Origin of the sequence: Sphingobacterium sp. UBA5639 (genome assembly GCF_002421245.1) — a bacterium.
GTDB lineage: Bacteria > Bacteroidota > Bacteroidia > Sphingobacteriales > Sphingobacteriaceae > Sphingobacterium > Sphingobacterium multivorum.
The window spans coordinates 148,470-175,231 of sequence record NZ_DIJR01000002.1; the positions used below are offsets into that span (position 1 = coordinate 148,470).

Sequence of the window (26,762 nt, forward strand, 5' to 3'; positions counted from 1 at the left end):
ATGTGTAAACATGAACATAAAATTATGCATAAACCAGTACAAGTTGAACGAAAGGATATTTACTTTAAACCGGATAAGAAAAGAGTTCTCGCACGTTTTTTTTTCCTTGGCGATGACCGTACAATAAAAATTATCAGGCGCATTTTATCCCTTAACGAGTCGGAACGGAAAGAAGTCTTTGGACAGGTTTTACGAAGCTATACGAAAAGACATCGCAGCATTGCCCATATCTTTGAACGGAATTTTGACCGGGTAAGCCACCTTTTGGAGAAGATTCCATTTTCAAAGGAGAAGCTAAGTCATATCGACAAGTTGCTGATCGGCTCTTACTTTACCATGGAATATTCCATTGAATCGGCAGCGTTATTTAATCCCTCCATTATCGAACATCCGGATCAGACCGAATTATTCAAAGGTGAAAAACGGGTTATTTTAAGCTTCAGGGCCACCGGAGAAGGTCATGTCTCTTCGATCGTTTTTCGCTCGGGCACCTTGGATGTCGACAATAATATCCATATCGACTATATCGGTAATCTATTGGATAAACCCATGCAAGTTAAAAACCACCGGTATCACAAGGAGTCCTTCTTAAAGAAGATGAATGAGCTACATGCGGAACCAACGGAAGTTAAGTCCAAACTCGAGGAAAAGCTAACGGAGACATTTACGTATGAGGAACTTAAGCGGTACATCGATGAAGTGCGGCGGGAGAGTGAAGAAAATCTTGAAAATGTGACATTTTTACGACAGGCGCTCTGGCTCGCTTCCTCGCATTATGAAATGACTTTTTCATTGGACACTTCCATTTCGGAACGCGTGATATTTCCGCTCGCCGACACAGAAAAAAGAGGGATAGAAGACGCCCGTTTTGTCCAGTTCAAAACTGAGAAGAATGAGAGCATCTATTATGCTACCTACACAGCCTACGACGGATTTAGTATCCTTCCTAAACTGCTCACCACAAAAGATTTTTATCATTTTAAGGTGAAACCCATCTATGGTGAAATTGCCAATAAAGGTGCGGCACTATTTCCAAGAAAAATAAATGGCCGCTACGCCATGCTCTGTCGCATTGACGGTGAAAACAATTATATTGCTTACTCCAACAATATCAACATATGGCAGGAAACGGCAATCCGCATTCAAGAGCCTGAATATCCCTACGAATTTGTCCAGATCGGCAATTGTGGCTCACCGATTGAAACTCAATATGGCTGGCTGATCCTGACCCATGCCGTGGGCCCGATGCGCGAGTATGTTTTGGGGGCCTCCCTTCTGGACCTTGACAACCCCCATGTTGAAATTGGACGACTACATAGCCCATTGATGACCCCAAACGATGAAGAACGGGAAGGCTATGTACCAAACGTCATTTATTCCTGCGGTGCTCTGGTCCACAATGAACACCTCATTTTACCGTATGCAATGTCTGATTATGAGTCGACTTATGCCACCATCAAGCTTGAAGACTTATTGCTGGCTATCTTGAATCCTGATCGCTATCATTAAATGCACGAGAAACCACAATATAGGCCAAATAGAAACAGAGGGTGCTTTCAGCCCCTTGGTTTCTATTGATGCCATAAGCCTCCAGTCCATCACAGCAACCTTTGGTTTCCTCATCGTAGAGTCCGAGTCTAAGATCATTCTCGCCCAAGAACCAGCGGAATGAGGCTATCATTCGGGTAAAATAAACCTTTTTATTCGTCAGTCGAAAAGCTTCGCGATACATAAATACCATGGCTGTAACATCGAGCGGCTGCTGACCAAACTTGCTGACATGCTTGCCCTGCTTGGCCCATTCCTGGTTTCCAACCAACGAAAGCGCACCATTTTGGATCGTAATGCTTTCGAGAAACTTTAATGTCGTTAGCCCCAATTGTTTTATTGTCTCATCATTTAAAAAAGGATATGCAGTCAAAAACGCATAAGGTAATATTGCATTATCATACGCCAATACGGATTCAAACCATTGCCAGTGTTCATCTGAACTCGCTTCGTATTCCCGCACAAGTTTGCCGATAAGCGTCCGCATCAGCTCTATCATGACCTCGTCATTGGATTGATGATGCAAATATTCGGCAATTCCCAGCACAGTATACGCTATCGCCCGGTTGGAGCGCAACTGACCGAAATTCGGCACAGCTCTAAAAAATAACTCGTGTCCCAATTGATAATAACTGGTTAATTTAGTTTTACGAAGAAGCACCCCCAGGGCCCATATCGTTCGTCCAAAGGAATCCTCCGAACCGACTTCATCCAAGAAATTATGCTGGAAATCCATAAAATTATGAAAAAGACCGTCTTCGCGCTGATGATAATAAATATAACTCAGGTAGGTGGAAATACGGCGGTCTAACTTCTTATCAGCAAAATTATCCTGGGCTAATAAAGCAAGTAAAAGTGCCCTCGCATTATCGTCGAGACAGTAGCCTTCTTTATAATTGGGCAAAGAATAAGTTGCGTGCTGTAAGATACCCACCTGATTGGTCAACCTATCGATATGCTTCCAGCTGAATTTAGGCATCTCATCTTTACTAAATCCTGCGTTTTCTTTAAGGCCGTCGTAGGTAGGTATGATTTTATTTAAAATCCGTGTATACCGGAGGCCAATATTTTTCCAGGTGAGCTCCTTTCCAAATGCACTGGCATTGTCCCGCAAGGTGGTACGATAATCCAAATTTGAAAACAAGTTTTTAAGCGCTTCAGCCATCTTGGCTGAATTTTTAAATTCGACCAATACCCCCCTTCCATCAGCCAGCAGTTCCTTGGCGTGCCAGTAAGGCGTAGAGACCACCGCAGCTCCGGCACCAATGGCGTAAGATAACGTTCCACTCGTAATCTGCGCCTCATTAACATAAGGGGTGACATAAACGTCACAGGCACAAAGATACTCTACCAGATCGGCCTGGCTCACAAAGGAATTAACAAATTGGACGTGCTCCTGCAACTGATAAGCTTCCACGAGACTGCCTAGATACTCCCGATACTCCTCTCCCGAATGCGCCAACACATTAGGGTGTGTTTTGCCAACGACCAGGTACAACAGATCTGGTTCATCTTTAACGACTTCAGGCAAGGATTCAATCACCATTTCGATGCCCTTGTTGCGTCCCAGGAAACCAAATGTCAATAACACTTTCTTGCCAGAAAGACCTTTTTTAAGCTTTGCAAGTTCATGTTCCAAGGTAAACTCGGGCACACCATGGTGTATCAGTCTAACTTTCGTGGTATTGACCCTATAAATGGATTTGAGTAAAGTAACCGCATAATTACTCATGACGATTACAATCGAAGCCCTTTTTACAATTTCAATGAGAATAGCCTTTTCATCAACATTCGGCTTCTCAAGAATGGTATGAAAATTAACTAACAATGGAATATGCAATGCGTTAACCAACGATAAGATATATATTCCACTATTACCACCGAAGATGCCATATTCGTGCTCCAATATCACACAGTCATAGCCATGTTCATTAATATAGTTGGCTGCTTCAATATAGGACAATTGATCATACTGGTCTATTTTAAAGACAACTTCACTGGGATAATCATAGTCCCGGTCAGCGACAGCAAAAACGTGCTGTGTTAATTCCTGATTATGCAACGCAACAGCATGCAACAAATCCGATGTAAAAGTGGCGATGCCACATTCTTTGGGCAAGTAAGTACTTATATAAGCGATCTTCATTGAAATAATAATTTTGAATACAGCTACGACGAAGGCAGTAGCATACGTGTGTCCATTATCTAAATGCTTTTCGAAGGAAAATTGTTTGTCACAACTGCAATGAATTAAATCGGAAGAAGGTGCTAAACCACCTTGTGTAGATAAGCTCCTGTTACAAAACTTGGCGCTGCAACGCAGCCCATTTGATGGAAACAGGGTATCCATTGGTTATGCTTAGTTGAAAACAAGGGCCATTGATTATGCAAAAAAAGAAAACTCAATAACCCAGATTCACGAGGCGTAGATTGCTATTGCATTTAAAAATCAATTTATCTAAGTTTGTTGCGGAAAAATGGGCATTGAATGAAATCAGCAAAGGAAAAAATGATTGCCGGCCTTCCCTATATCGATTCGGAGGGGCAATTATTTAAGGAAAGACAATACGCAAAAGAAGAACTTAAACGGTTTAACGATTCGGAGCCTAAACACCTGAAATTCAGAAAGCAGATTATTCAAAAACTTTTTAAATCGACGGGAACTCGATTCTTTCTCGAACCTCCTTTTCGTTGCGATTATGGTTACAATATTGCTATTGGTGAGAACTTTTACAGCAATTATAATTGTACAATATTAGACGGTGCACCAGTTACCATAGGTGATAATGTATTATTTGGTCCTAATGTAAGCCTCTTCACAGCCGGCCATCCCCTCCATTTTGAAGCAAGAAATCAAGGTTGGGAGTTTGCGTTGCCTATCGTAATCGAAGATAATGTATGGATCGGTGGACAGGTTGTCGTCAATCCCGGCGTGCGAATCGGAAAAAATTCGGTCATTGGTTCTGGATCAGTCGTCACAAAAGATATTCCAGCAGACGTCGTAGCTGCAGGTAATCCGTGCCGGGTTATACGTAACATTACCGAAGCGGATCGGATCACCTATGCTGAAAATCCGTAAGGATCACAAGGAGCAGCACCGGTGTGCAGCCATAACCTGCCTCATGGCTCATTGTCGGGCATGAGATCATTGGTTGGCGGTAATGAATACGTGATCATGAGCTCCTCCTTTTGTTTTAAAGGAACAAAACCATTACTTTCCCAAAAATGTTGCTGTGCAGAGGGCGCTTCGGCTTGGAGCATTTTACCACCGAACGTATCGATAAATAGTCACGCATGTTTCAATAATGCTGTGCCTACACCTTTCAGTCTTACATGTGGAGCAACAGCGAGGAAATGGATTGTATAAGTATCACCTGAACTAATCAGGCTCAGCACGCCTACTACTTCGTTTCCGTCGTAGGCGGCAAAATGCGTCGCTTCAAAATCGCCCTCCAACATCACCTCGGCCAACTTACCTTCCAGAGCGAAAACCTCTTTTCGAAGTTTCCAGGTCCGGGCGGCAAAAACTTGTTCAATGTACCAATCTATCATAATCCTTTTTCTAATGAGATAAATGCGTCGGAAAGATGATTAATGGTATCCGAAGGTAATAAGGAATAGGCACCAATCGTCTTAACTGCAATATCTGCCGCGCGCCCATGGATATATACCCCCATAATTAAAGCTTCTTTAGAAGAATAGCCCTGTCCAAGCAAGGAGGTAATAATCCCTGTCAGTATATCGCCACTGCCTCCTGTTGCCATGCCCACGTTGCCTGTACTATTGAAGTAAACGAGCCCATCAGGCATAACCATTGCACTATTTGCCCCTTTTATTAACAGGTACAACTGATGTTTACGCGCAAAAGCTTTCACTTTCTCAATCTTTTCGAAATCATCTTGCCAAGCACCCAATATCCGGCTAAGTTCTTTGGGATGGGGTGTTAATATACTGTGCGCTGGAACAGAGGCCCAAAGATCTGGTTCGCGGGCAAGAATATTTAAAGCATCAGCATCTAATACCAAAGGGGTATCATTAACCTGAGTTATAAATACCTTTAGCGCATCAATTGTATGGGATGCTGTTCCCATCCCGATTCCGATACCCACTGACTGATAACCTGTCAATAAGGGGAATTGACTAATGAAATCTTGTTGGAGATCAGTCATCACCATCGCTTCGGGCACGGCAGTCTGTAAAATGGTATTACCGCAGTTAGGTACATAAGCTGAAGCTAAACCGCAACCCGCTCGAAGAGCCGCTTTTAGCGCAAGCTGAACAGCCCCCATTTTACCTTTACTTCCGCCAATAATCAGGGTATGACCAAATGTTCCCTTATGATCAAATCTCCTTCGTTGTCGATAAAAGGACCTAAGGAAGGACTCGTCGACATAAAACAGATTGGTTTCTGCCAATTCAATTGCACGTTGGCTAAGACCGATATCCAATACCTTGAAGTCTTTTACATACCATTGGTTTTCGGGTATTAGCAAGGCTATCTTGGGAAACTGAAAGGTATATACCATATCTGCCTTTACAATGGGAACATCTGTAGCTGTCTTTTCATCAGCCAGCAGCCCAGAAGGCATATCGATCGAATAGATTGTTGCACCACATCCATTTATACTGGAAATAATACCATTCCAGTCAGCTGTCAGTGCGCGCTTTAATCCATATCCAAACAAGCAATCCAGTACGATTGCATCGGAAGGAATATCAATCTGGTCTTCCGCTGCAATTTTTTGAATCATATGATTGGGTAAACGCTTTTGATTGGTAAGATTATCTACGGAGTAATCCTTAACATCCACTAAATAAACCTTGACTTGGGCCTGTTGTTGATCCAACAGACGCGCCAGCACCAAACCATCGCCGCCGTTGTTTCCCTTACCACAAAAAATATAAAAGGTACTTTGCTCCAATCGTGAATGAAGCTTTTTAATTTCCTCAAAAACAACTGTTGCAGCTCGTTCCATCAGGTCAAGACTACTAATTTTCTGATCCTTTAAGGTTTCACTATCAATCCCGTTTATCTGCTGAGCGGAAAGTATCTTCATGTCGTTTCTATTTTTATTGAAAGTACCTATTCTCAAGCTCAATTAAAAATCTCTTTATACTTTTTGGTAGGCGATAGCAATCCTAAAGTAGGATTACAAGAAGGATCCTACCGCCTAACTCGTGTAAGTCACAATTTCTATGCATTTGTTGTTACCTCTTTCACCCCGCCTGTCCGTTTCAAGGTACCCCAAGTATTTAATTCACCTTTAATCGCTTTTCTGACAGACTTAAATAAAACGAAATACATCAGTTGACGCCAGAAAAAACGCTGCGGAAACAAATAAATTAAATTGCTAAGCTTCTCGCCTTCCATTTTAAAGGCAATACCTGCAAAGAACATATCCACGAATACAAAAAGGAAGTAATAAAACATCACTTGACCAAAACCGTTATGCAGTGAAAATAATCCTGCAATTCCTGTCCAGCTGATACCATTTACCTCGCTTAGGGAGAAAAGACCGCTCACCAGAGAGAATAACATAAAAATATCGGCCAAGGGCGCAAATAAAGGAAGTATAATCTGAAAAATCAGAATATTAGGCATTCCGACCATACCAAAATAGCCATATTTGGGATTCAACAGGGTCTGTTTATTTTTCCAAAAACTCTGCAACACACCAAAGCTCCAACGGAAACGCTGCTTGAAGAGCATTTTTACCGTATCTGGTGCTTCCGTATAAGCGATTGCTTCAGATGAATTTCGCACGGTATAACCCGCTCTTAATATACGCATGGTTAGATCACAATCTTCCGCTAATGTATCCGTTGTAAATCCACCCACTTCCAAAATAACAGATCTACGAAAGGCGCCAATTGCCCCTGGTACGACCGATATCATGTTGAGCAAATCGAAAGCTCTCCTATCCATATTCTGTGAAGTAATATACTCGATCGATTGCCAATGTGTCAATATATTATGGACATTTCCTACTTTAACACTTCCTGCGACAGCAGCGACTTGAGATTTGTTAAAATATTTCATCAACTGCTTTAACGCATCTGTCTTCAGTTGAGTATCGGCATCGATACAGAGCACAAACTGAGCATCGGATTGCTCGATACCATAGTTAAGCGCAGATGCTTTCCCTCCATTTGGTTTTGTAAATAACCTTACTTTAGGATGATCGCCATACACCTTACTGACCATCTCAAAAGTTTTATCTTTCGATCCATCATCAACAAAAATCAACTCATAATTGGGATAATCCAAATTCAACAGGCTTTTTATAGTTGCCAACACGGTTATTTCCTCATTATAGGCAGGAATGATCACACTTACCTTCTCCCGAGGATCCAAAACCAATTGAGATTGCTCTTTTTTACTTTTTTGTTTTTGCCGGATTGCCAAATAAGCAATCATTGCTGTTCTAAAAATTGCCAATACAATGGCAATGGAAAAAACCAGATTCAAGAAGATGTTACCATAAAACAATGTTCCTAAGAACAAGCGGTTGGAAGATCCACTAAATCCCGAATCGGAAGCATTTTCAACAGGTGGCATCAATTCATCTCGTTTTTTGCCCATTAAATCACCAATCGTTGCAAATTTATATCCATGAGATTTAAAATAATGAATAATACGTGGCAAGGCGGCTATGGTCGCTTCTCGATTTCCTCCAGCATCATGTAATAGGATAATATTCCCGTTATCGCGTTGTTTGATCACTTCCTTATAGACTTCATCTGCTGTACGGCCAGGTAACCAATCGATGGGATCGATGTATTCGCCAATATTGATATAGTTCTCTTTACGGCTCTGGGCCACGGGCAGAATTTCGGCCACTGTCTGTGGTTCGGCATCCGCATTAAAAGGAGCTCTGAAAAGAATTGTACTATGACCGGTTATACATTCAATGATCTTTCGGGTGGCGTTCAACTCGAACTTAACACGATTTGGCCCTATTGTGGACATATCGGGGTGAAAAAAAGTATGGTTACCGATTTCATGTCCCTCCTGGTATTCGCGACGGACCAGATCCATATTTTTCTCAGCCATCACACCCACAAGAAAGAAAGCTCCCGGAACACGTTCTTTTTTTAAGATGTCCAATACTTGTGGCGTATATGTCGGATCAGGCCCATCATCGAATGTGAGCACCACCGTCTTGTCTCTTTCTCCAAAGCGCTTAATAACGTAATTACTCGGTGTTTTTACATATACTTGGTCCTGAATCATTAGCGTCGATGGATCGTAAGTAAATTTAACTTCCCCAGGAGCCGGGCTATTGACCAAATCCAAAATTTCCCCATCGCCAATATATTGAATCCCTCCTACATTGATCTGACTTATTTTCCGAAAGTCAAAAGGCTCTTTTTTCAAATTTTCTTGATTCAATGATCTGGAAATAAACGACCATAAACGAGCGTCTTCACTTCCCAAACGCCAAAGAGCAATGCCTGCAAGGCCCCAGTCATCGGCTTTGCGGATGAGATTGAAATAAGTTGCGGCATCGGTAAAATAGACATCATGGCGCATCCCCGCACCATCTGTATAGCTGAAGTTGAGATTGGAAGATTGGGGATCAAAAGTAATCTTAGCATTGTAATTATGCGCCAAGATAACGGCGTTATCATACGTCAACGTTTTGCCCACCCGATCTTTCGGCCAGTCATATCCATAACATGCCAAAGCCAAAATCACTTTGTCTGCATCGATCTTATTGCAAAGTTCATCCAGGTTCTTTTCAACCCATGCCTGATGTGAAATGGCCCCAGCATTACTTTCAATGGAATGCTGATCATAAGCCATCAAAATAATATAATCGTTGTATTTTTGTAAGGAAATGGGATCGTAATCATCATTTTCAGGCGAGATATCTTGCGTGACAAGCAGGCCCTCTGTATGAAATACGGTATAGATATGCGCCATAAAATCGTTTAATGGCTGGTGGTCATCCAACTGTAAATTCTCAAAGTCGATATTTATGCCTGCAAAACCATTACGCTTCACTTTAAGAAGGATGTCGTCTATAAAACGTTGTTGTTTATCCGGATTAAGCAAAATAGCCTTTACAGTCTGCCCATCAAAATCGTTACCACTGAAATTGGAAATCTGCGCAATTGCTTTACGCTTATATTGATGGATCACCTTAAGCGCAGCAGTATCCGCTTTATCGACCACGGTATCTTGATTAGGTACCGTAAAAAAGGACTCCATGGCGACCATATCCAAATGACCTATATTTCGGCGTAAATCAGATAAAGACTGTTCACGAACTTCATTAGACCACGAACTGACATAAAAGCCCATATTGATCCTGTCTTTGGTACCAATATGTTTCAAATGCTTCAGCTCACGGTCACGTTTAATCTTCTCCAATTCGGATTTTACAATGGTAAACTCCTTGAATTGTTTGGATTTTTTTAATCTGGCGGTGGACTTTTCGGTCAATGCTGTGTTGGTATTAATTGTTGGAAAAGGAGGAATCTGAATCTTTCCCAATGTATAAACCACACATATCACACCAATGATCAAACCTATCACCAATGCGCTGCTCATCCATGAAAAAGCGTACCAGCGCTTTTTGCTTGACGTCTGAAAAATCTGTTTTCCTGACATAATCGTATTCTTTTTAACTTCGGCTAAGCTACATCAGAAAATGATCCAAAAAGCGGATGAGTAGCTTAAAAATTTCTTAATTTTCTCAAATGATTTATGTTTCGAATTATATCTAGATTTAAGTATATTCGATAAACGCAATACACTAGCTCAGAAAATTTTATATGAGATCCATATATGTACTCATTCCACTCCTCTCGTGTCAGGTTTTCATTGGCTGTGGACAACCGAATGTGGCTGCACCAAAAGCCCAAGTGCTCGACTCGGTCGCTGCGGATCTAGCGCGAACGGACGGAAGCCAGTTTATTAACCCCACTGGGATGACGGTCAAATCACGCATTTTATTGCCGGAAGGCTTTAAAAGAGCAAACTACCGGACTGAAGAATTTGGAAATTTCCTTGAAAATCTTCCATTGTACCCCATCGACAGGGAGGTACATTATTACAATGGAAAAATTAAACCTAGAAATAACATCTACAACAGTGTTGTAAAGCTGGACATCGGAAAGCGCGATTTACACCAATGCGCGGATGCTGTCATGCGGCTCAGGGCAGATTACTTATACCAACAAAAGCGGTACAAGGATATCAAATTCAACTTCCTTTCAGACGGTAAACCCCGTACATTTACAAACTACGCAAAAGGAGATTACGCCTACCCAACCTATTGGAAATATTTGGAATATATTTTTGCCTATGCAAATACGGCTTCACTACATGATGAGCTGCCCCGTGTAAAAACGACTCAAGAAGTTAAGATTGGAGATACTTTTATCCAAAAAGGATCTCCTATTGGCCATGCAATCATTGTAGTTGATCTGGCCAAGGACAGCACTGGAAAAACAATTGTACTACTCGCACAAAGCTACATGCCAGCCCAAGAAATACAAATTTTAAACAATTGGAACAACAGCAAGCTTAGTCCTTGGTACGATATTGACCAAGATATTATAAAAACCCCTGAATGGACATTTTATCCTAAAAACCTTAAAACCTGGGAGTAGTCCACTGTGAACAAGACTGTCGTTAAAATCGACCGGATGATTGTCCGTACAAGCAGTAAAAAATAATAAAAGATATTTTTGTCTTTTATTATAATTCTCTATTTTTGTAAACGATAGTCATTTGCAAATGAACCCTATCAAGGTTATAAGATTCCTCACAGCGAGTGGATTTTTTCATTTTTTATTCTGATCAAATAAAAGATAAAAAGGTATTTAAATATTTTATTATGATTACTGAAGCACAAAAAGAGTTAATCAAAGGTACTGTACCGGTTTTAAACGAACATGGTGTAGCGCTGACCAGTTATTTTTATAAACGTATGTTTGACCACAATCCGGAGCTTAAACATGTCTTCAATATGGGAAACCAACAAAATGCGCGACAACAAACGGCTTTGGCTACAGCAGTATTAGCCTATGCGGAGCATATTGAGAATCCAGCAGTCCTTCTTTCGGCAGTGAAACATATCGGACAAAAACACAGTAGCCTCAATATTCGTCCGGAGCATTATCAGATTGTTGGGAAGCATTTATTGGCGTCCATTCAGGAAGTATTGGGGGCTGCTGCCACAGAAGAACTGATTGAAGCCTGGGAAGTTGCCTATTTTCAGCTAGCAGATCTGATGGTCGGAGTCGAAAAGGATATGTATAATCAGATGATCCAGAGCGACGGCGGATGGACGGGCTGGAAGCCATTCACCATTATAAAAGTGGTAGCCGAGACCGATGAGATTCAGTCTATTTATCTCAAGCCAACAGATCAAGGAAGACTTCCAAAACACGAGGCAGGCCAGTATGTAAGTGTACGTGTATTTCTTCCCGAATTACACCTTTATCAACCCAGACAATATAGTCTTTCCGATGCGAGTAACGGCGAATACCTCCGGATTTCGGTAAAAAGAGAAGCCGCGGAAGGAAAACCTGAGGGTATGGTGAGTAATTATATACATCAATACGTTGAGGTTGGAAAACAACTGGAACTCACAGCACCAACAGGCTCCTTTCAATTGGTCGAAAGTGACAAACCACATGTATTTATCAGTGGCGGCGTTGGTCAGACCCCATTGATGGCCATGTTAGAGCATCTAGCGGACAAGAAAGAAGACAAACCGATCACTTGGATCCATGGTTGCCGCAACCCTGATCTACATGCGTTTAAAGAAAGAGTAAAAACATTGGAGAGCCAACATCAAAACATGACTAGCTTTTCTTTCTATGACGAAGCGCAGGGTATGGACACTGACGCTCTTGAGGGTTGGGTTGATCTCGCTAAAATAGATGCTTCTTATCTTCCACAGGAGGCAAACTATTACCTGTGTGGCCCTGCAGGATTTATCAAAAAGCACTTCCAATATTTAACCCATCAGGGCATCAACGCTGAGAACATTCATTTTGAAGAATTTGGTCCGGCATCTTTGCAACTAAATTAATTGCACTGCCCTATTTCATGAAATAGTCATCCCTAATTTTTAATCGTTGCGGATGGCTATTTTTGATTTTGTACATTTGCAAAAAGCAAAAAAGAGATTATGGGTATTTTTTCTAAAACATGTGAATATGGACTAAGGGCAGTTTTTTTTATTGCACAAAGCTCCCAAGAAAATAAACGCGTGAGCATAAAAGAAATAGCAGAGAGTATCCATTCTCCAGAGGCTTTTCTAGGCAAGATACTACAGAATCTAAGCCGGGCAGGTATCATTCGATCCATGAAGGGACCTGGCGGGGGGTTTTACCTCGACAGCGGAGATATGTCCACACCACTATCCGAGGTCGTTAAAGCGATCGACGGTGAAAGTCTATTTGTCGGCTGCGGCATGGGGCTTGAATTCTGCTCCGAACAATATCCCTGTCCCTTGCATCATGAGTTCAAAAGCATACGCAATAACCTTTCAGAAATGCTTCAAAAAACAACAGTCGGCCAATTCAATGATGATCTTATCAAGGGAAAAATCCTATTAACGAAAAGCCATATCGAACCCGATAAAACCAGGACAAATTCCTCAGATTAATAGGCCAAATCTTCCGCTTCTTCCTCCTATTTTCCAGCTGTGCCCCTTTACAAAAATTAAAGAAGTGCGCATAAATTCCATTTTTCAATATATAAATATTAAATCCATATAACACACAATAAACACCTGAAAAATAGGTTTATAAAAAAAAAATAAAAGTGTAAAAAAAGAATTTTAGACATCTTAGCATTCGTTTCCACAGAAGACCTAAAATCGCCCTAAATTCGACCTTTTAGGGTGAAACTACGCTTATAGGAAAACCGATCTGGCAGAGGCTCGACCGCCTCGATATAACCTGTTGTAAATAATGCTCATTTCCTAATTAAACAGTCCTATTGAGCGCAGCAATCAGGCATCTATCTGACCGATCACTGGGCAATAATTGCCCTCTTTGCATAGCTTTCCTTTGGGTTAAACACAAAAAATGAGGATTATTCTCTGACTACAACACCATCTTTTCGTATTTTTACTGGAAGAATCATATTATTAAAAATAATAACAATTTAAACTCTAATTAACAATAAATTATGTAATTTATATAAACGAAAAAAATAGCATTAAATAACACCATTAACGGGCTATTTTAAATAAAAAAAGGTGTGGATAAAATTTTATCCACACCTTTTTCTTACTCAAGTACAGCCACAATGTGAAGAACCATACAGCCCCGGTTTACGCAAAAGTCAAACAGGTAAATATCGTTGTATCTTCGCGCTTGATTTATGCAGGCTGAAAATAACATGTGCGACAAGACATATGTCAATGATAACCGCAGACAAAAAAGGCCTCGAAACAAATGGGCGCCAGAGCAGGTTCAATTGACCAGCGTAAGCTCCACTTGCGCCCCATCTCATAAACACAAGCAAACATGCGATTTAACAAGCCTTTTATGCGATATAAGACAAAATCTATCTATAACCACCCAAATGCATATAATCTTTACAAAATCGCTTAAAACGGCTAATAACAGCTTTCCCGCCTAACTATGGGTAAACCTTAAAAACACAGCTGTCGAAGTACCCATGAGGAGTACTTGACTTGCAATCAACGGGACACTCTATATCACCATTCTGAGTCATGCTATCCAATTCTACCCCCCTCTTAATCGATTTAAGATAACAACTTTCTGCAAAGCACCACATTCACCTCTACAAAAAAAGAAGAACACAGAGGGGCTCAAAACGACTCAGACAACATCTTATCTGCGCTAGAACTTTATGGACCCAGTAAAAAACTTCAGGAGTTGAAGGGTGGCAAATTCATAAAAAAAATGAGAATAAAAACCTTTAAAATAAATAAGTAAAATGGATTATATAAAGCTATACATCATAAAAAAACTACCCTAGACCGTTAAAATCAAATTCGGAAAGAACATAACAAACGCTTTTATTATCTTTAAATTTTTCAAAAAGACCATGAATAAAGACACCTTAGTGAGATCATTCTTAAAAGCAGAACGGATAAAGATGAAGAAAGCCCGTAATGTCATTATTGGAATTTTCTTGGTTATGTTTGCTTTTTGTTACGGTTTTTTCTTATTTGCCTTTTTTTCGAAATGGTCAGCCAGTGAAGATAAGCTCTCGTTTTTCTATAAATCACTCCCTACCCTATCTGTTCTTTTTATTTATTTAGGTTTTGCGTTCGGTATATTGTGCTGGATGGCTTACATTAAAAATCAAAAATTCATCAATGCGCTACAGCGACTAAACGATCATGATATAGCAGTCTACCAGGAGTACAATAGACGACTCATGCACTTTTTTGCCGTTGCCGCTCCTTATCTTTTTTGTGAAAATGAGATTTTATTCTTTCCGTTGATCGGAAATAAACGGATCGCTATTCATCAAATCCATCGTATTGAAACAAAAATTATCAGAAATTACCGGGGACCTAACAGCTATCGTATCTATTTCTACAATGAATTCAACAAAATTCATCAGGTTACCATGAATCAAAAAGGAGCTTTTGAGTTTTTACAGGAAGAGCTTTGGAAGAAAAAACCGGATTTGGTTATTTTAGCAAGAAATCATTAATAAAAAGGTTTTACGGATAATGTCGAAAAAAGCACAAAGACGCAATGCTACCTCACAGTCAATATCGGATTTTAATCCAGCCAACAGCGAATCGATGACCTTCTCACTAAACACACGATACGAACAAATCTATAACCTTCTAGCGAAGAACATTCATACGGTTGTTAAGGACGCCTAAGCTGAGCCGATCAATCCTTTATTCTTTTTCCAACAAAGCTACTTTTGTTAATATACGAGCCATATTTTCCTGATTCCGCAACTTCTTTGATCACTTGATTGCGCTCCTCGAGAAAGCATCGCATATAGCGCGTTAAAAAAAGCCATTCTGCAAATCTCCCCAAAACTCCGAGCGGCGCCTTGAAATTAAATATATCACGCATGACTACTTTTCCATTTTCAAGTTGCTTGAAAATGTGCTTGTGATCCATGGAATGAAATACCCCCTGGGTCATTTGATCTTCAAAAAAATGAGGCTTTTCCATCGCCGTTATCTGCACGGTCAATGTTTGCGTAATGCCGAGATGTCTTGCGTGCCACCGAACCCTTTGTCCTGCTTCGATCAAACCCGTCGTCACTCCATCAATCGCTTTCTCCCTTGTTTTCTTTGTCGAATACATATGCAAATCAATACTACGCGCCAGGTCAAAAACAACAGGCAAAGGAGCCTCTATAACTGTATCTAAAATAAGCTGCGGCATAATATACTCTTAAAAATTTTCACACGAATTTCGTAAAATTCGGTAACTTCTTTAGGATTCAGCATTAGAATTTTATAAATTGAGTGTATTCTATCCAAACAGCAACATAGACAATAAGCATGATAACACTCCTTCCATTCGAAAGATCAGATTTCCCCCTTTTTAAATCCTGGATTGGATCAGCAGAGGAACTATTGCAATTTGCAGGACCTTATTTTTCGTTTCCACTTAGCGATCAGCAACTTGAACAATATATACAAGACCCGAAGCGCCGCGCTTTTAAAATAACAGATACAACAACCACAGAAACTATTGGTCACTGTGAATTAAACTTCGAACGAGACATCCCAAGACTCTGCCGCATTTTAATTGCAAAAAGTTCCGAACGAAATAAAGGCTATAGCAAAAGCACCGTAAATGCACTGCTAAAACTACTTTTCACCGAAGGAAACTATGATATAGCTGATCTAAACGTTTATGACTGGAACTACAATGCAATTCGGTGCTATGAAACCGTAGGCTTCCGGATCAACGAAAATATTATTTCAACAGTAACAATTGGAGATGAAACCTGGAAAAGCCTCAATATGCAAATCAATAAATCAACATGGAAAGCTAATTTAGCGCGATGAAAAACAAGCGAAAATTAAAGCATATCACCCTATACTTACTTATTATGGGTACATTGATCGGTTTTTATAGCTGGAAAATCGAGCCGCATTGGGTAAAATATGAACAGATCGATCTACCTATAAAACATTTACCCGAGGTATTGAACGGAAAATCATTGGTCCAGATTTCTGACATCCACATCGGAAACTATGTGGATAAAGATTTTATAAAAAGAACCTTCCGAGAAATCGCAGCATTAAAACCGGATATCATTGTGTACACCGGCGATTTTGTACGGCTCGTTAATCATAAAATACCCTTAGCTGAGCTTGATAAAGTCATGCAAGTTGCACCAAAAGGCAAACTTCAGACATTGGCGATCCTAGGAAATCATGATTATGGAACGAATTTTAGGGACAGTGCTGCAGCAGATTCAATCGTGAGCCTACTCAAAGGATATAACATCAGCGTATTGAGAAATGAAAGTATAACAATCCATGGGTTAAGAATATTCGGCATAGATGACCTTTGGGGAACGAATTTTAACCCTATCAAAGCTATGAAGGAGTATAACCAATCGCAAGCCAGTTTGGTCTTATGCCATAATCCAGATGCCGCAGACCTCAATGTCTGGAATGGTTACACTGGCTGGATTCTGGCAGGACATACACACGCGGGTCAGGTACGAATTCCATTTTGGGGCTCCCCGATCATACCTGTACGAAACAAGAAATATGATCAAGGAATAAAAAAAATAAGCGGAAACAGAATATTATATATCAATCGAGGACTGGGACACAGTATTCCTATCAGATTCAACGCCAGACCCGAGGTTACAATTTTCACCTTGAAAAAGGAATCACAAAATGAAATCCATTAGGTTCGATCCGACCTTTTAAAGAAGGTATGGATAAAATGCGGTATAAATAGTTTGCCTATAATCGTCTAAAGGATCTATTCCTTGCGGTCTACCCAAAACAGCATAGCTTGAACTCCAAAAATCCGAAACGATGAAAAGCTGACGCACAAAGCTTTTTAAATTCGACAATGGAATATCTCGACGGAACATACCAGCATCTGCATAACACATAAATAAAGACATCAATTGTTCCTCACGCCGCGCAACCAAACCTCGATAAGATTCGGCGATTTCAGGAATCCAGCTACAGATTTCAACAAAATTCTCAAAAATAAATCTATACTTATCAATTAGCGCATAAGAAACCTCCACGAAACAGTTCAGTAGTTGCAGAAAAGGTAGTGTCGGATCAGCAGGAAGCAAAATCATTTTATCGTATTCGGCTTGAAGTAACTGAAAAACGTGAAAAATAATATCTTCCGTATGTTTAAAATGATAATGGAGATTACCAGCGCTTATACCCATTTCTTGCGCGATTTGACGCGTCGTTACTGTACGTACACCTTCGCGGTTATATACCCTTATCGCTTCGTTAATAATTTTTTCTTTCGTATTCATGATACAAATTTAGAACAATTGTTCTAAATTTGTATCATAAAGTATAACGTTAAGACAACATAGATGGAAAAACCAGCAAACAATTGGCTAAAAAAACAGTATATAGACATCAAACATACTTTGATTCCAGCCCGCCCGCGCGATAGCACTTGGAAAAAATTCGGCAAACAAACAGCATTTTTTATGTTTCTAACCTTAATGGTATGTGGCGCAATTGCAATGTTAATCGCCGTTTCCTTTGCTCACTAAGCAAGGAGCTTTTTGATTGTTTATTTATTTTTCATTGGTGTTGTTGGGTTTTCATCAGATTCACCAGGGCAAATAATTTCCCAATTCCATTCTTGAATAATTGGTTAACAGACTTTGTATTTGTTCCGATTATTATTCATTTTTCATCCACAATCGGAAGCTTCTCATTCAATAATAATAAGGCGCATGGCTATCCGCTCTATCAAATCTGGACGATCTCTTTGCTTGCGTCTATCCTTTTTGAATGGATCATGCCCAAATACACAAGCTATAATACCGGAGACATTATTGATGTTTTAGCCTATTTTGCTGGCGGTTTATTCTATTTTTATATTCATCAACCTCTCTACATCAGCAGAAATCTTCCATCCCCCCGGTAAACAGGGAACAGCTTCTTACCTCAATACAGATGCAGGCAAGGCGTCCGAAAAACACAATGCTTTGAAACTAATAAAATATATGAAAGGAGAACCAGATGATTATCTTAATAGCGATATCATATCGATAGGTAAAACCAAGGCCAGTCGAGTTACAGCATAAAAAAACCTTTGTTTGACGCCAACCACGATGATATCAAACAAAGGGCTTATGATCAACACCTGACATGCCAAGTGTTTTCTTTCGTGCTAATATTCAATCAAAACCTCGGTTACTTGCGCACCTTGTTTTGCACTTTTGAATTTAAACTTCACCTTTTGGTTGAGGTTTAATTTCTGACCGACGAGACGATCATTGAAATATATTGATTGCTGCGTTTCGTTGTCCCTAATAAAACCATAATTGGACTCTGTATTATAATGAACAACCTTTCCAAAAGAATAGTCTTCTTGAGGAGAAGCGTTATATGTCGGAGTTTCACCTTCTTTCAATTTTACCGGCGGTTTGTCTGAGATATTTCCGTATTCATCAACATAGGCAAACAATTCTTCTAATGACTTTCCCTTGTCATTGTTTGTTTTGTTGAATTCTTTTTTCTCATTTTTTTGTTGCTTTTTAAGTAGCTTCTTTTTTTCTCGTTCTTTTTTGTTAAATGTAATTTGGCTTTTGCTCATTCAATATGGATTAAAATAAAATGTTCCCGAAGAGGTTACGGACCTTTAGAGCTTCATTGAAAAGATAAAAATGCGAGGTATACTAAGGAGATATTTGCAAAGATAAGAAAAATTCTTCAGAAAATGTCTATTAAGCGTTTGTATTCATGCTGATATCAACTTAGCGTGAGTTCATCGTTATTGATTTTAAGCTCGATCTATAGGTAATAGTTTTATGCGTATTTTTTTTTGTGAACGCCCCTAGAGCAAACGATAGTTTGACTAGCGGTGAGTTTAACCTTCAATTGTGAATAAGAGCCTATACTGTCGCATCCTTTCGCAAATAGATAAACTCGATTGCAATCCTAAAATTGAGAAATTCCATAAAACAAAAAGATCATTTAGACGTTACTTTAAAAAAAACTATGGAAATAAGAAACATCGAAAGGGACGAAAGAGGCAATTTTATTGCAGAAGTTGAAAATAATGAAGCCGGAATTTTAGAGTATACCTGGCAAAACGATCATGAGTTTTCCATTGATCATACAGAAGTCTACGACGAGTATCAGGGAATGAGTGTGGGAAAAAAATTGGTACTGGAGGCTGTTGACTACGCCCGAAAGAATGACGCCAAAATTATCCCAAATTGTCCCTATGCGAAAGCTATCTTCGATAAAACAATAGCTTTTCAAGATGTATTGGCATAAAAAAGCCGTTTTATCCTATCGATAAAACGGCTTTTTATACTGTATTGAGTGGATTAAATGACGATATTGATTATTTTTCCTTTGACAAAAATAATCTTTTTGATCGCCTTCCCATCTAAATGCCGTTGTACATCAGCATGGGCTTTAATCGTATCTTCTACTGCTTTTTGGTCTAAATCAAGTGCCAATGACAGATTAAATTTCATCTTACCATTGAAAGACACCGGATAAGCAAATTCCGATTCAACTAAATATTCTGGTTTAAATACAGGATATGAAGCGTAAGATAGTGTACCAGCTTCATTACCCAACAGCGCCCACAACTCTTCCGTAATATGTGGTGCATAAGGCTGAAGAATAATGACAAGCTGTTCCAATATTTGTCTTTTATTGCATTTCAACTCGGTCAATTCATTGACACAGATCATAAAGGCTGAAACTGAAGTATTGAATGAAAAACGCTCAATATCGTCTTCCACCTTTTTGATAATTTTATGTAAGGCTTTAAACTCTGCTTTGGATGGATCTTCATCGGAAACAGTGAAACTACCATCAGCATCGTGGAACAGTCGCCATACTTTACGTAAAAACTTATAAACTCCTTCAATCCCATTTGTATTCCAAGGCTTAGCTTGCTCCAAAGGCCCCAAAAACATTTCATATAGTCGTAATGTATCTGCTCCATAGGATTCGATAATATCGTCCGGATTGACCACATTGAATTTGGATTTTGACATTTTCTCCACTTCGCTGCCGCAGATATACTTACCATTTTCCAACACAAATTCGGCGTTGGCAAAGTCAGGTCTGAAAGCTTTGAATTTTTCCAAATCCAACTGATCATTATAGACTATATTTACATCGACATGTAATGGAATTGTTTTATATTCGTTTCTCAACCCATAGGATACAAATTGATTTGTACCTCTACCCTCTTCATCCAACACACGATACACAAAATTAGAGCGCCCTTGAATCATGCCCTGATTAATCAATTTGCGGAATGGCTCTTCCTCATTTTGGAAGCCCAAATCTTTCAAAAACTTGTTCCAAAAACGCGAATATAACAAGTGTCCAGTAGCATGCTCAGAGCCACCGATGTATAAATCTACGGCTTTCCAATAATCCACTGCTTCTTTAGACGCAAAATTACCTTCATTTTTTGGATCCATATATCTAAACCAATACCATGAAGAGCCCGCCCATCCTGGCATCGTACTCAATTCATACTCATATTGATCTTCATATTTCCAATCTTTTGCCCTTCCTAAAGGAGGTTCTCCTGATTCTGTCGGTAAATATTTATCAACCTCGGGCAATAAGAGCGGTAATTCTTCTTCTTTAATTAAATAAGGTAATCCATTTTTAAAGTAGACCGGTACGGGTTCTCCCCAATAGCGCTGACGACCAAAAATAGCGTCACGCATACGGAAGTTTATTTTTGCTTTACCTAATTTTAATTCTTCCAATTTAGCAATCAACGCAGGGACCGCCTCTTGGTAAGTCATACCATTGATAAAATCGGAATTGATATATTTCCCGTCTTTATTAGGATCAGCTTCTTCTTCAATATGTTGGGTATCCGAAATAGGAATAATAGGAAGAGCAAAATGTTTAGCAAACACATAGTCACGTTGATCGCCACTCGGAACAGCCATTACAGCACCTGTACCATAACCGGCAAGTACATAATCTGCAATCCAAATTTGTACATCTTGTCCTGAAACAGGATGTTTAGCATAAGAACCTGTAAAAGCACCAGAAACTGTTTTCGTATCGGCCATACGATCCAATTCAGATTTTTTCGCCGTTTTCTCGATATAGGCATCCACTTCAGCTTGCTGCTCAGGTGTAGTCAATGCAGCCACCAATTCATGCTCTGGAGCCAATACGATAAACGAAACGCCAAATAGGGTATCTACACGTGTAGTGAATACCTCTATGTTTGTATTTAATTGTGGCACGGGAAATTTCACGGAGGCACCTACAGATTTCCCGATCCAGTTCCGTTGCATTTCAACCAAAGGCTCTGGCCAATCAATTGTATCTAAACCTTTCAACAAACGATCCGCATAGGCCGTAATACGCATAGACCACTGCATCATCTTCTTTTGCTCCACAGGATAACCGCCACGTTCAGAGACACCGTTGATTACCTCGTCGTTCGCTAACACTGTACCTAAAGCGGCACACCAGTTTACTGTACTTTCACGCAAATAAGCAATCCGATATTTCAACAATTCCCGTTGTTGTTTTTCTTCGTCAAAAGATTTCCATTCATCAGCGCTGAATTCCAAGACATCTTCATCGGAAACTGCTAAAATGCCAGCAGAGCCACTTGCAACAAACCTAGCGATTAATGTTTCGATCGGTTCAGCTTTATCTGACTCTTTATTATACCAAGAATCAAACAATCTCATAAAAATCCACTGTGTCCATTTGTAGTATGACGGATCAGAAGTACGTACTTCTCTACTCCAGTCATAAGAGAACCCAATGTTATCCATTTGCTCACGATAACGATTGATATTTACCTCAGTCGTAACAGCAGGATGCTGACCAGTTTGAATGGCATATTGCTCTGCAGGAAGTCCAAAAGAATCATATCCCATCGGATGCAATACATTGAAACCTTTCAAACGTTTATATCTTGAAAAGATGTCCGAAGCAATATATCCCAGCGGGTGACCAACGTGCAGCCCCGCTCCGGAAGGATAAGGAAACATATCCAATACATAGTATTTTGGCTTTTGATGCGTATCGGACGTTTTATACGTTTGATGATCCGCCCAAAATTTTTGCCACTTTTTCTCTAATGATTTGTGATTATACTCCATTTTTATTCGTAAGGAATTTTTATGACTTGCGAAATTACGATTTTAATACTGAAATGTGATAAAAGTTTTGTAGTTTGAACAATAAATTATAGTATTGAAAAGTTAATTAAACATAGGAAGAAAACAGCGTTCGAATAGATTTTATCAAAGTAATTACAAGATTAATTCGAAATCTTCCACTCAAATAGTTACTTTCGCAAATAAATTTTTGCTTATTATGTCAGAATACGAATTAAGCACACAAAAAAGAAAAACAAAATCTGTATATGTATCTACGGTTATCAGTATCGCGCTCGTGTTGCTGGTAACAGGTATGTTAGGGTTACTCTTGGTGCACGCTAAAAATCTTTCGAAATACGTTAAGGAAAATATCGTCTTAAATGTCATCGTAAATGATGGCACAAGTGAAGGTGATGTCCTTTCACTACAAAAAGACCTTGAAAAAGATCCTTACGTACTTCGCACCGAATATATCAGTAAAGAATTGGCTGCAAAAAACTTGAAAGAAGATCTTGGTGAAGATTTCGTACAATATCTGGGGCATAACCCACTATTGCCTTCTTTAGATGTTTACATGAAAGAGAATTATGCAAATACAGATAGCATTAAAACTTTTATTGAAAAGATTTCCAAAAACAATAAAATTAAAGAAGTTGTATACCAAGAGTCATTAATTGACATGGTCAACAAAAACGTACGCATCATCGGAATGATTGTTCTTGCTTTTGCGGTTATCTTACTGATTATCGCCGTAGCTTTAATCAATAATACGATACGTCTTGCGATCTATTCGCAGCGTTTCTTAATTAAAAGTATGCAATTGATTGGGGCGACTAAAAACTTTATTCGTAAACCATTTATAACATATGGCATCATTCATGGTTTATTGGGATCTTTGATCGCGATTTTACTGCTCATTCTAACGCTGAAATTTGCACAACAGCAAATACCGGAACTGGTTTTTTTACGCAACTGGTTTGAATTTGCAGTGATCTTTTTAGGCGTAATCCTGATTGGAATTCTCATTTCGGGACTTAGCACCTATTTCGCAGTAACAAAATATTTAAAGGCACAATCTAACGATTTATACAGATAAAAATGGCTCAAATAAAGAAATCTACTGAATCAGTCAATAAAGGTTCATTTGTATTCTCCAAAGTAAATTACCAACTGTTTATAGCGAGCTTAGCTATTGTAGTCATTGGCTTTACATTGATGTCTGGTGAAACTGACATTTATAGTTTTACCAAGATCACCTTGGCCCCTATTGTTGTTGTTCTTGGATTTGCGATCGGATTCGCGGCAATCCTATATCGTCCCAAAAACAAATCAAATTAAAGCATAATCTTACCTCAAACAGATGTCTATTATTGAAGCTATCATCCTTGCTATCATTGAAGGATTAACGGAGTTTTTGCCTGTGTCTTCGACAGGTCATATGATCATTGCTACTGCCCTAATGGGTATTCAACCATCGGCCTTTGTCAAATTATTTACAATTGTCATCCAGTTAGGAACGATATTATCCGTATTGGTGTTATACTACAAGCGTTTCTTTAAAACACTATCATTTTACTACAAATTGATCATTGCAGCTATCCCCGCCTCTGTTTTGGGCTTGTTATTCAACGATTATATTGATGCATTACTGGAGAGTCCATTAATGGTCGCCGTGATGTTGGTCGTCGGCGGTCTCGTTTTACTTTTTGTTGACAAGTGGTTCAACAAACCAACTGTTGAAGATTCGGACAAGGTTTCCTACAAACAAGCTTTTATGATCGGGGTATACCAATGTCTTGCATTAATTCCGGGTACCTCAAGATCTGCAAGCACAATTATTGGTGGTATGGCCGAGAAACTAACACGTAAAGCTGCTGCGGAATTCTCCTTTTTCCTTGCTTTGCCTATGATGTTTGGCGCTTCTGCCGTAAAGCTTTTAAAGTTCTTTAAAGAAGGTAACACCTTCACGGGAGAAGAACTTAATTTGCTTATTATCGGAAATCTAATTGGTTTCGTTGTTGCAATCGTCGCCATTAAGTCTTTTATCGGCTTTTTAACCAAATATGGTTTTAAAGCATTTGGTTGGTACCGAATCATCGTTGGTGTAATTATTCTTGCCCTCCTACTTTCGGGTCATAGTTTACAAATTATCTAAAATCTTTGGATGGAAAATATAGAGGTTAGTGAAAACTCAGCAAAGTTCAACTTTGCTGAAGGAGAAATGTTGTTGATCGATAAACCTTTAACATGGACAAGTTTTGACGTTGTTGGTAAAGTTAGAAACTCAATCAAGCCATTAAAATTAAAAGTCGGTCATGCAGGGACTTTAGATCCACTGGCAACGGGGCTACTCATTGTATGCACTGGAAAACTAACAAAAAAAATAGACAGCTACCAAGCTGAGGACAAAGAATACACGGGTTCGATCACCCTAGGAGCGACGACGCCTTCTTACGATCTGGAAACAGAAATTGACCAAACCTTTTCAATCGATCACATCACGGAGGACATGATCTTCGAAGCAGCAAAATCCTTTGAAGGCGATATTCAGCAATTTCCCCCCGCCCATTCAGCCATAAAAATTAATGGCGAACGTGTCTATGAAAAGGCCCGTCGTGGCGAGGAGGTTGAAATAAAGTCCCGCCAGGTACGTATCAATAGCTTTATCATTGAAAGAATCGAGCTCCCCAACGTATATTTTCGTATATCCTGTTCAAAAGGAACTTACATCAGATCGTTGGCCTACGATTTTGGAAAATTCTTACAGAGTGGATCACATCTGAGTTCCTTGCGACGCACCAAAAGTGGAGATTATCGCGTAGAAAATGCTTGGAACCTTGAACAACTTATCGCTGAAATAAAACGTCATAAAGAAATCATTAAATAACTTTACCGTCCCATTTTATTGATTCTTTATCTTATTTTTGCAAAAACTCCTATAAATGAAAATCTACAGAAGTTTAGATGATTTCTCACCAGTTGAAAATGCAGTTGTAACCATCGGTACTTTCGATGGAGTTCATATTGGCCATCAAAAAATATTGGCTCACCTAAAGGAAGCAGCTCATAAAATTAATGGTGAGACAATTTTGCTTACTTTTTTTCCACATCCACGATTGATTATCAATCCAGACGATGATAGTTTACGCCTGATCAACGATATCGAAGAAAAGGTCAGTCAATTAAGCAAAGTGGGAATTGACCACTTAATTATCATTCCTTTTTCCCGTGATTTTTCCAATCAGACTCCGGAAGAATATATTAGCAATGTTCTTGTTGGCAAATTGGGCACAAAAAAGATTGTGATAGGCTATGATCACCATTTTGGCAAAGATCGAAAGGGTTCGATGGGCGATTTGGAGCAGTTTGCATCTATATTTGACTACAGCGTTGACGAAATTCCGGAGCAAGACATCAATGATATTGCAGTGTCCTCCACGCGCGTACGTGAAGCGCTTATAAAAGGCGATATAAGAACGGCTAATCTCTATTTAGGTTATCCTTTTGAATTAACGGGAACGGTGATTAGAGGCGACCAAATTGGTCGTACCATCGGATTTCCAACAGCCAACCTTCAGGTTCACGAACCTCATAAACTAATACCAGCCTATGGTATTTATGCTGTTGAGGTATACATCTATAATCATATCCAAAACATCACTACGGGAGAGTATAAAGAGGAAAGTCCAGTATCCATTGCGAAAGGCATGGGCTATATAGGAACCAGGCCCACTGTCGATGGTATGAATCGGGCTATTGAAATCAGCCTATTCGATTTCGATCAGGATATTTATGGCAAGACACTCCGCGTAAAGTTCCTTCATTTTATCCGACACGATGAACGATTTGACTCACTTGAAGAAATGAAAGCTCAGATCAAAGCAGACGAAGTCGAAATCAGAAGTCTTATTGGTTAGAACAAGTGTGTTAGCTATAAAAC

The 26,762-nt window shown here is 39.5% G+C and carries 25 protein-coding genes; 16 read left to right on the forward strand and 9 right to left on the reverse strand.

Features of this window, described 5'->3' with window-relative positions:
- The first annotated feature begins 24 nt into the window (after positions 1-24).
- Positions 25-1,509: a glycoside hydrolase family 130 protein gene (locus tag B4Z90_RS01430; RefSeq protein WP_286801234.1), complete on the forward strand. Its 1,485-nt coding sequence runs from the start codon at positions 25-27 to the stop codon at positions 1,507-1,509.
- Here B4Z90_RS01430 and B4Z90_RS01435 read toward each other — a convergent pair.
- Entirely contained in the window at positions 1,481-3,694 is a 2,214-nt protein-coding gene (locus B4Z90_RS01435) for a glycosyltransferase family 4 protein (RefSeq protein WP_112376574.1), read from the reverse strand. The genes B4Z90_RS01430 and B4Z90_RS01435 overlap by 29 nt on opposite strands.
- A gap of 342 nt (positions 3,695-4,036) precedes the next feature.
- On the opposite strand from B4Z90_RS01435, the gene B4Z90_RS01440 reads away from it, so the two are divergent.
- On the forward strand, positions 4,037-4,627 hold the full coding sequence (locus B4Z90_RS01440; RefSeq protein ID WP_070565562.1) for a sugar O-acetyltransferase: 591 nt from the start codon (positions 4,037-4,039) through the stop codon (positions 4,625-4,627).
- A 41-nt stretch (positions 4,628-4,668) separates the two neighbouring features.
- On the opposite strand, the gene B4Z90_RS01445 is transcribed toward B4Z90_RS01440, so the two are convergent.
- The 4 genes from B4Z90_RS01445 to B4Z90_RS01460 all read right to left on the reverse strand — a co-directional run bounded on the left by B4Z90_RS01445 (position 4,669) and on the right by B4Z90_RS01460 (position 10,165).
- Positions 4,669-4,809, reverse strand: coding sequence for a hypothetical protein (locus tag B4Z90_RS01445; protein ID WP_286801235.1), 141 nt, complete (start codon positions 4,807-4,809; stop codon positions 4,669-4,671).
- Between the two features lie 27 nt (positions 4,810-4,836).
- Positions 4,837-5,100 carry a GNAT family N-acetyltransferase gene (locus tag B4Z90_RS01450; protein WP_286801236.1) on the reverse strand — a complete coding sequence of 88 codons (264 nt, stop codon included), beginning with the start codon at positions 5,098-5,100 and terminating at the stop codon, positions 4,837-4,839.
- Positions 5,097-6,605, reverse strand: coding sequence for an NAD(P)H-hydrate dehydratase (locus B4Z90_RS01455; RefSeq protein WP_286801237.1), 1,509 nt, complete (start codon positions 6,603-6,605; stop codon positions 5,097-5,099). The genes B4Z90_RS01450 and B4Z90_RS01455 overlap by 4 nt, the downstream gene beginning before the upstream one ends.
- Before the next feature lie 137 nt (positions 6,606-6,742).
- Positions 6,743-10,165 carry a glycosyltransferase gene (locus tag B4Z90_RS01460; RefSeq protein WP_286801238.1) on the reverse strand — a complete coding sequence of 1,141 codons (3,423 nt, stop codon included), beginning with the start codon at positions 10,163-10,165 and terminating at the stop codon, positions 6,743-6,745.
- Between the two features lie 164 nt (positions 10,166-10,329).
- Between B4Z90_RS01460 and B4Z90_RS01465 the strand changes: the two genes are divergently transcribed.
- The 4 genes from B4Z90_RS01465 (at position 10,330) to B4Z90_RS01480 (ending at position 15,211) form a co-directional block, all read left to right on the forward strand.
- Complete coding sequence (locus B4Z90_RS01465) at positions 10,330-11,169, forward strand: DUF4846 domain-containing protein (RefSeq protein ID WP_201638996.1); 840 nt, start codon at positions 10,330-10,332, stop codon at positions 11,167-11,169.
- Positions 11,170-11,396: 227 nt separating this feature from the next.
- Positions 11,397-12,599 carry an NO-inducible flavohemoprotein gene (hmpA, locus tag B4Z90_RS01470; protein WP_236560227.1) on the forward strand — a complete coding sequence of 401 codons (1,203 nt, stop codon included), beginning with the start codon at positions 11,397-11,399 and terminating at the stop codon, positions 12,597-12,599.
- Positions 12,600-12,698: 99 nt separating this feature from the next.
- Positions 12,699-13,178, forward strand: coding sequence for an RrF2 family transcriptional regulator (locus tag B4Z90_RS01475; RefSeq protein WP_070565571.1), 480 nt, complete (start codon positions 12,699-12,701; stop codon positions 13,176-13,178).
- A gap of 1,415 nt (positions 13,179-14,593) precedes the next feature.
- A complete protein-coding gene (locus B4Z90_RS01480; RefSeq protein ID WP_115050734.1) occupies positions 14,594-15,211 on the forward strand; it encodes a hypothetical protein in 618 nt (205 codons plus the stop codon).
- A 188-nt stretch (positions 15,212-15,399) separates the two neighbouring features.
- Here B4Z90_RS01480 and B4Z90_RS01485 read toward each other — a convergent pair whose 3' ends face one another.
- Complete coding sequence (locus tag B4Z90_RS01485) at positions 15,400-15,909, reverse strand: SRPBCC family protein (RefSeq protein WP_201638995.1); 510 nt, start codon at positions 15,907-15,909, stop codon at positions 15,400-15,402.
- A gap of 119 nt (positions 15,910-16,028) precedes the next feature.
- Here B4Z90_RS01485 and B4Z90_RS01490 point away from each other — a divergent pair, with 119 nt between their 5' ends.
- Entirely contained in the window at positions 16,029-16,541 is a 513-nt protein-coding gene (locus B4Z90_RS01490) for a GNAT family N-acetyltransferase (protein WP_286801239.1), read from the forward strand.
- Positions 16,538-17,401, forward strand: a complete 864-nt coding sequence (locus B4Z90_RS01495; RefSeq protein WP_201638993.1) for a metallophosphoesterase — start codon at positions 16,538-16,540, stop codon at positions 17,399-17,401. Before B4Z90_RS01490 ends, B4Z90_RS01495 begins: the two co-directional genes overlap by 4 nt.
- A gap of 15 nt (positions 17,402-17,416) precedes the next feature.
- Here B4Z90_RS01495 and B4Z90_RS01500 read toward each other — a convergent pair whose 3' ends face one another.
- Positions 17,417-17,998, reverse strand: a complete 582-nt coding sequence (locus B4Z90_RS01500) for a TetR/AcrR family transcriptional regulator (RefSeq protein WP_286801241.1) — start codon at positions 17,996-17,998, stop codon at positions 17,417-17,419.
- Positions 17,999-18,061: 63 nt separating this feature from the next.
- Here B4Z90_RS01500 and B4Z90_RS01505 point away from each other — a divergent pair, with 63 nt between their 5' ends.
- Together B4Z90_RS01505 and B4Z90_RS01510 are read left to right on the forward strand one after the other, a co-directional pair.
- Entirely contained in the window at positions 18,062-18,247 is a 186-nt protein-coding gene (locus tag B4Z90_RS01505; RefSeq protein ID WP_286801242.1) for a hypothetical protein, read from the forward strand.
- Between the two features lie 92 nt (positions 18,248-18,339).
- A complete protein-coding gene (locus B4Z90_RS01510; protein WP_286801243.1) occupies positions 18,340-18,627 on the forward strand; it encodes a hypothetical protein in 288 nt (95 codons plus the stop codon).
- Between the two features lie 246 nt (positions 18,628-18,873).
- On the opposite strand, the gene B4Z90_RS01515 is transcribed toward B4Z90_RS01510, so the two are convergent.
- Complete coding sequence (locus tag B4Z90_RS01515) at positions 18,874-19,299, reverse strand: cold-shock protein (protein WP_070565580.1); 426 nt, start codon at positions 19,297-19,299, stop codon at positions 18,874-18,876.
- A 404-nt stretch (positions 19,300-19,703) separates the two neighbouring features.
- Here B4Z90_RS01515 and B4Z90_RS01520 point away from each other — a divergent pair, with 404 nt between their 5' ends.
- The gene (locus tag B4Z90_RS01520; RefSeq protein WP_070565582.1) at positions 19,704-19,985 is read left to right on the forward strand and encodes a GNAT family N-acetyltransferase; all 282 of its coding nucleotides are present in this window, start codon (positions 19,704-19,706) and stop codon (positions 19,983-19,985) included.
- Positions 19,986-20,038: 53 nt separating this feature from the next.
- Here the strand turns inward: B4Z90_RS01520 and leuS are convergent, their stop codons facing one another.
- The gene (gene leuS, locus B4Z90_RS01525; RefSeq protein ID WP_286801245.1) at positions 20,039-22,822 is read right to left on the reverse strand and encodes a leucine--tRNA ligase; all 2,784 of its coding nucleotides are present in this window, start codon (positions 22,820-22,822) and stop codon (positions 20,039-20,041) included.
- A 217-nt stretch (positions 22,823-23,039) separates the two neighbouring features.
- Between leuS and B4Z90_RS01530 the strand changes: the two genes are divergently transcribed.
- The 5 genes from B4Z90_RS01530 to B4Z90_RS01550 are packed head-to-tail and all read left to right on the forward strand — an operon-like array spanning position 23,040 to position 26,739.
- On the forward strand, positions 23,040-23,918 hold the full coding sequence (locus B4Z90_RS01530) for a cell division protein FtsX (protein WP_046674489.1): 879 nt from the start codon (positions 23,040-23,042) through the stop codon (positions 23,916-23,918).
- Between the two features lie 2 nt (positions 23,919-23,920).
- The gene (locus B4Z90_RS01535; protein ID WP_046674488.1) at positions 23,921-24,160 is read left to right on the forward strand and encodes a DUF3098 domain-containing protein; all 240 of its coding nucleotides are present in this window, start codon (positions 23,921-23,923) and stop codon (positions 24,158-24,160) included.
- A 22-nt stretch (positions 24,161-24,182) separates the two neighbouring features.
- Positions 24,183-24,977 (forward strand): undecaprenyl-diphosphate phosphatase, encoded by a 795-nt coding sequence (locus tag B4Z90_RS01540; protein ID WP_070565586.1) that lies wholly within the window; start codon positions 24,183-24,185, stop codon positions 24,975-24,977.
- Positions 24,978-24,986: 9 nt separating this feature from the next.
- On the forward strand, positions 24,987-25,709 hold the full coding sequence (gene truB / locus B4Z90_RS01545) for a tRNA pseudouridine(55) synthase TruB (protein ID WP_070565588.1): 723 nt from the start codon (positions 24,987-24,989) through the stop codon (positions 25,707-25,709).
- A 55-nt stretch (positions 25,710-25,764) separates the two neighbouring features.
- Complete coding sequence (locus tag B4Z90_RS01550) at positions 25,765-26,739, forward strand: bifunctional riboflavin kinase/FAD synthetase (protein ID WP_070565590.1); 975 nt, start codon at positions 25,765-25,767, stop codon at positions 26,737-26,739.
- Positions 26,740-26,762: the final 23 nt, after the last annotated feature.

Coding starts and splice junctions, on each gene's coding strand:
- B4Z90_RS01430 (WP_286801234.1), top strand. CDS start 25: ATGCATAAACCAGTACAAGTTGAACGAAAGGATATTTACTTTAAACCG.
- B4Z90_RS01435 (WP_112376574.1), bottom strand. CDS start 3,694: ATGAAGATCGCTTATATAAGTACTTACTTGCCCAAAGAATGTGGCATC.
- B4Z90_RS01440 (WP_070565562.1), top strand. CDS start 4,037: ATGAAATCAGCAAAGGAAAAAATGATTGCCGGCCTTCCCTATATCGAT.
- B4Z90_RS01445 (WP_286801235.1), bottom strand. CDS start 4,809: ATGCTCCAAGCCGAAGCGCCCTCTGCACAGCAACATTTTTGGGAAAGT.
- B4Z90_RS01450 (WP_286801236.1), bottom strand. CDS start 5,100: ATGATAGATTGGTACATTGAACAAGTTTTTGCCGCCCGGACCTGGAAA.
- B4Z90_RS01455 (WP_286801237.1), bottom strand. CDS start 6,605: ATGAAGATACTTTCCGCTCAGCAGATAAACGGGATTGATAGTGAAACC.
- B4Z90_RS01460 (WP_286801238.1), bottom strand. CDS start 10,165: ATGTCAGGAAAACAGATTTTTCAGACGTCAAGCAAAAAGCGCTGGTAC.
- B4Z90_RS01465 (WP_201638996.1), top strand. CDS start 10,330: ATGAGATCCATATATGTACTCATTCCACTCCTCTCGTGTCAGGTTTTC.
- hmpA (WP_236560227.1), top strand. CDS start 11,397: ATGATTACTGAAGCACAAAAAGAGTTAATCAAAGGTACTGTACCGGTT.
- B4Z90_RS01475 (WP_070565571.1), top strand. CDS start 12,699: ATGGGTATTTTTTCTAAAACATGTGAATATGGACTAAGGGCAGTTTTT.
- B4Z90_RS01480 (WP_115050734.1), top strand. CDS start 14,594: ATGAATAAAGACACCTTAGTGAGATCATTCTTAAAAGCAGAACGGATA.
- B4Z90_RS01485 (WP_201638995.1), bottom strand. CDS start 15,909: ATGCCGCAGCTTATTTTAGATACAGTTATAGAGGCTCCTTTGCCTGTT.
- B4Z90_RS01490 (WP_286801239.1), top strand. CDS start 16,029: ATGATAACACTCCTTCCATTCGAAAGATCAGATTTCCCCCTTTTTAAA.
- B4Z90_RS01495 (WP_201638993.1), top strand. CDS start 16,538: ATGAAAAACAAGCGAAAATTAAAGCATATCACCCTATACTTACTTATT.
- B4Z90_RS01500 (WP_286801241.1), bottom strand. CDS start 17,998: ATGAATACGAAAGAAAAAATTATTAACGAAGCGATAAGGGTATATAAC.
- B4Z90_RS01505 (WP_286801242.1), top strand. CDS start 18,062: ATGGAAAAACCAGCAAACAATTGGCTAAAAAAACAGTATATAGACATC.
- B4Z90_RS01515 (WP_070565580.1), bottom strand. CDS start 19,299: ATGAGCAAAAGCCAAATTACATTTAACAAAAAAGAACGAGAAAAAAAG.
- B4Z90_RS01520 (WP_070565582.1), top strand. CDS start 19,704: ATGGAAATAAGAAACATCGAAAGGGACGAAAGAGGCAATTTTATTGCA.
- leuS (WP_286801245.1), bottom strand. CDS start 22,822: ATGGAGTATAATCACAAATCATTAGAGAAAAAGTGGCAAAAATTTTGG.
- B4Z90_RS01530 (WP_046674489.1), top strand. CDS start 23,040: ATGTCAGAATACGAATTAAGCACACAAAAAAGAAAAACAAAATCTGTA.
- B4Z90_RS01535 (WP_046674488.1), top strand. CDS start 23,921: ATGGCTCAAATAAAGAAATCTACTGAATCAGTCAATAAAGGTTCATTT.
- B4Z90_RS01540 (WP_070565586.1), top strand. CDS start 24,183: ATGTCTATTATTGAAGCTATCATCCTTGCTATCATTGAAGGATTAACG.
- truB (WP_070565588.1), top strand. CDS start 24,987: ATGGAAAATATAGAGGTTAGTGAAAACTCAGCAAAGTTCAACTTTGCT.
- B4Z90_RS01550 (WP_070565590.1), top strand. CDS start 25,765: ATGAAAATCTACAGAAGTTTAGATGATTTCTCACCAGTTGAAAATGCA.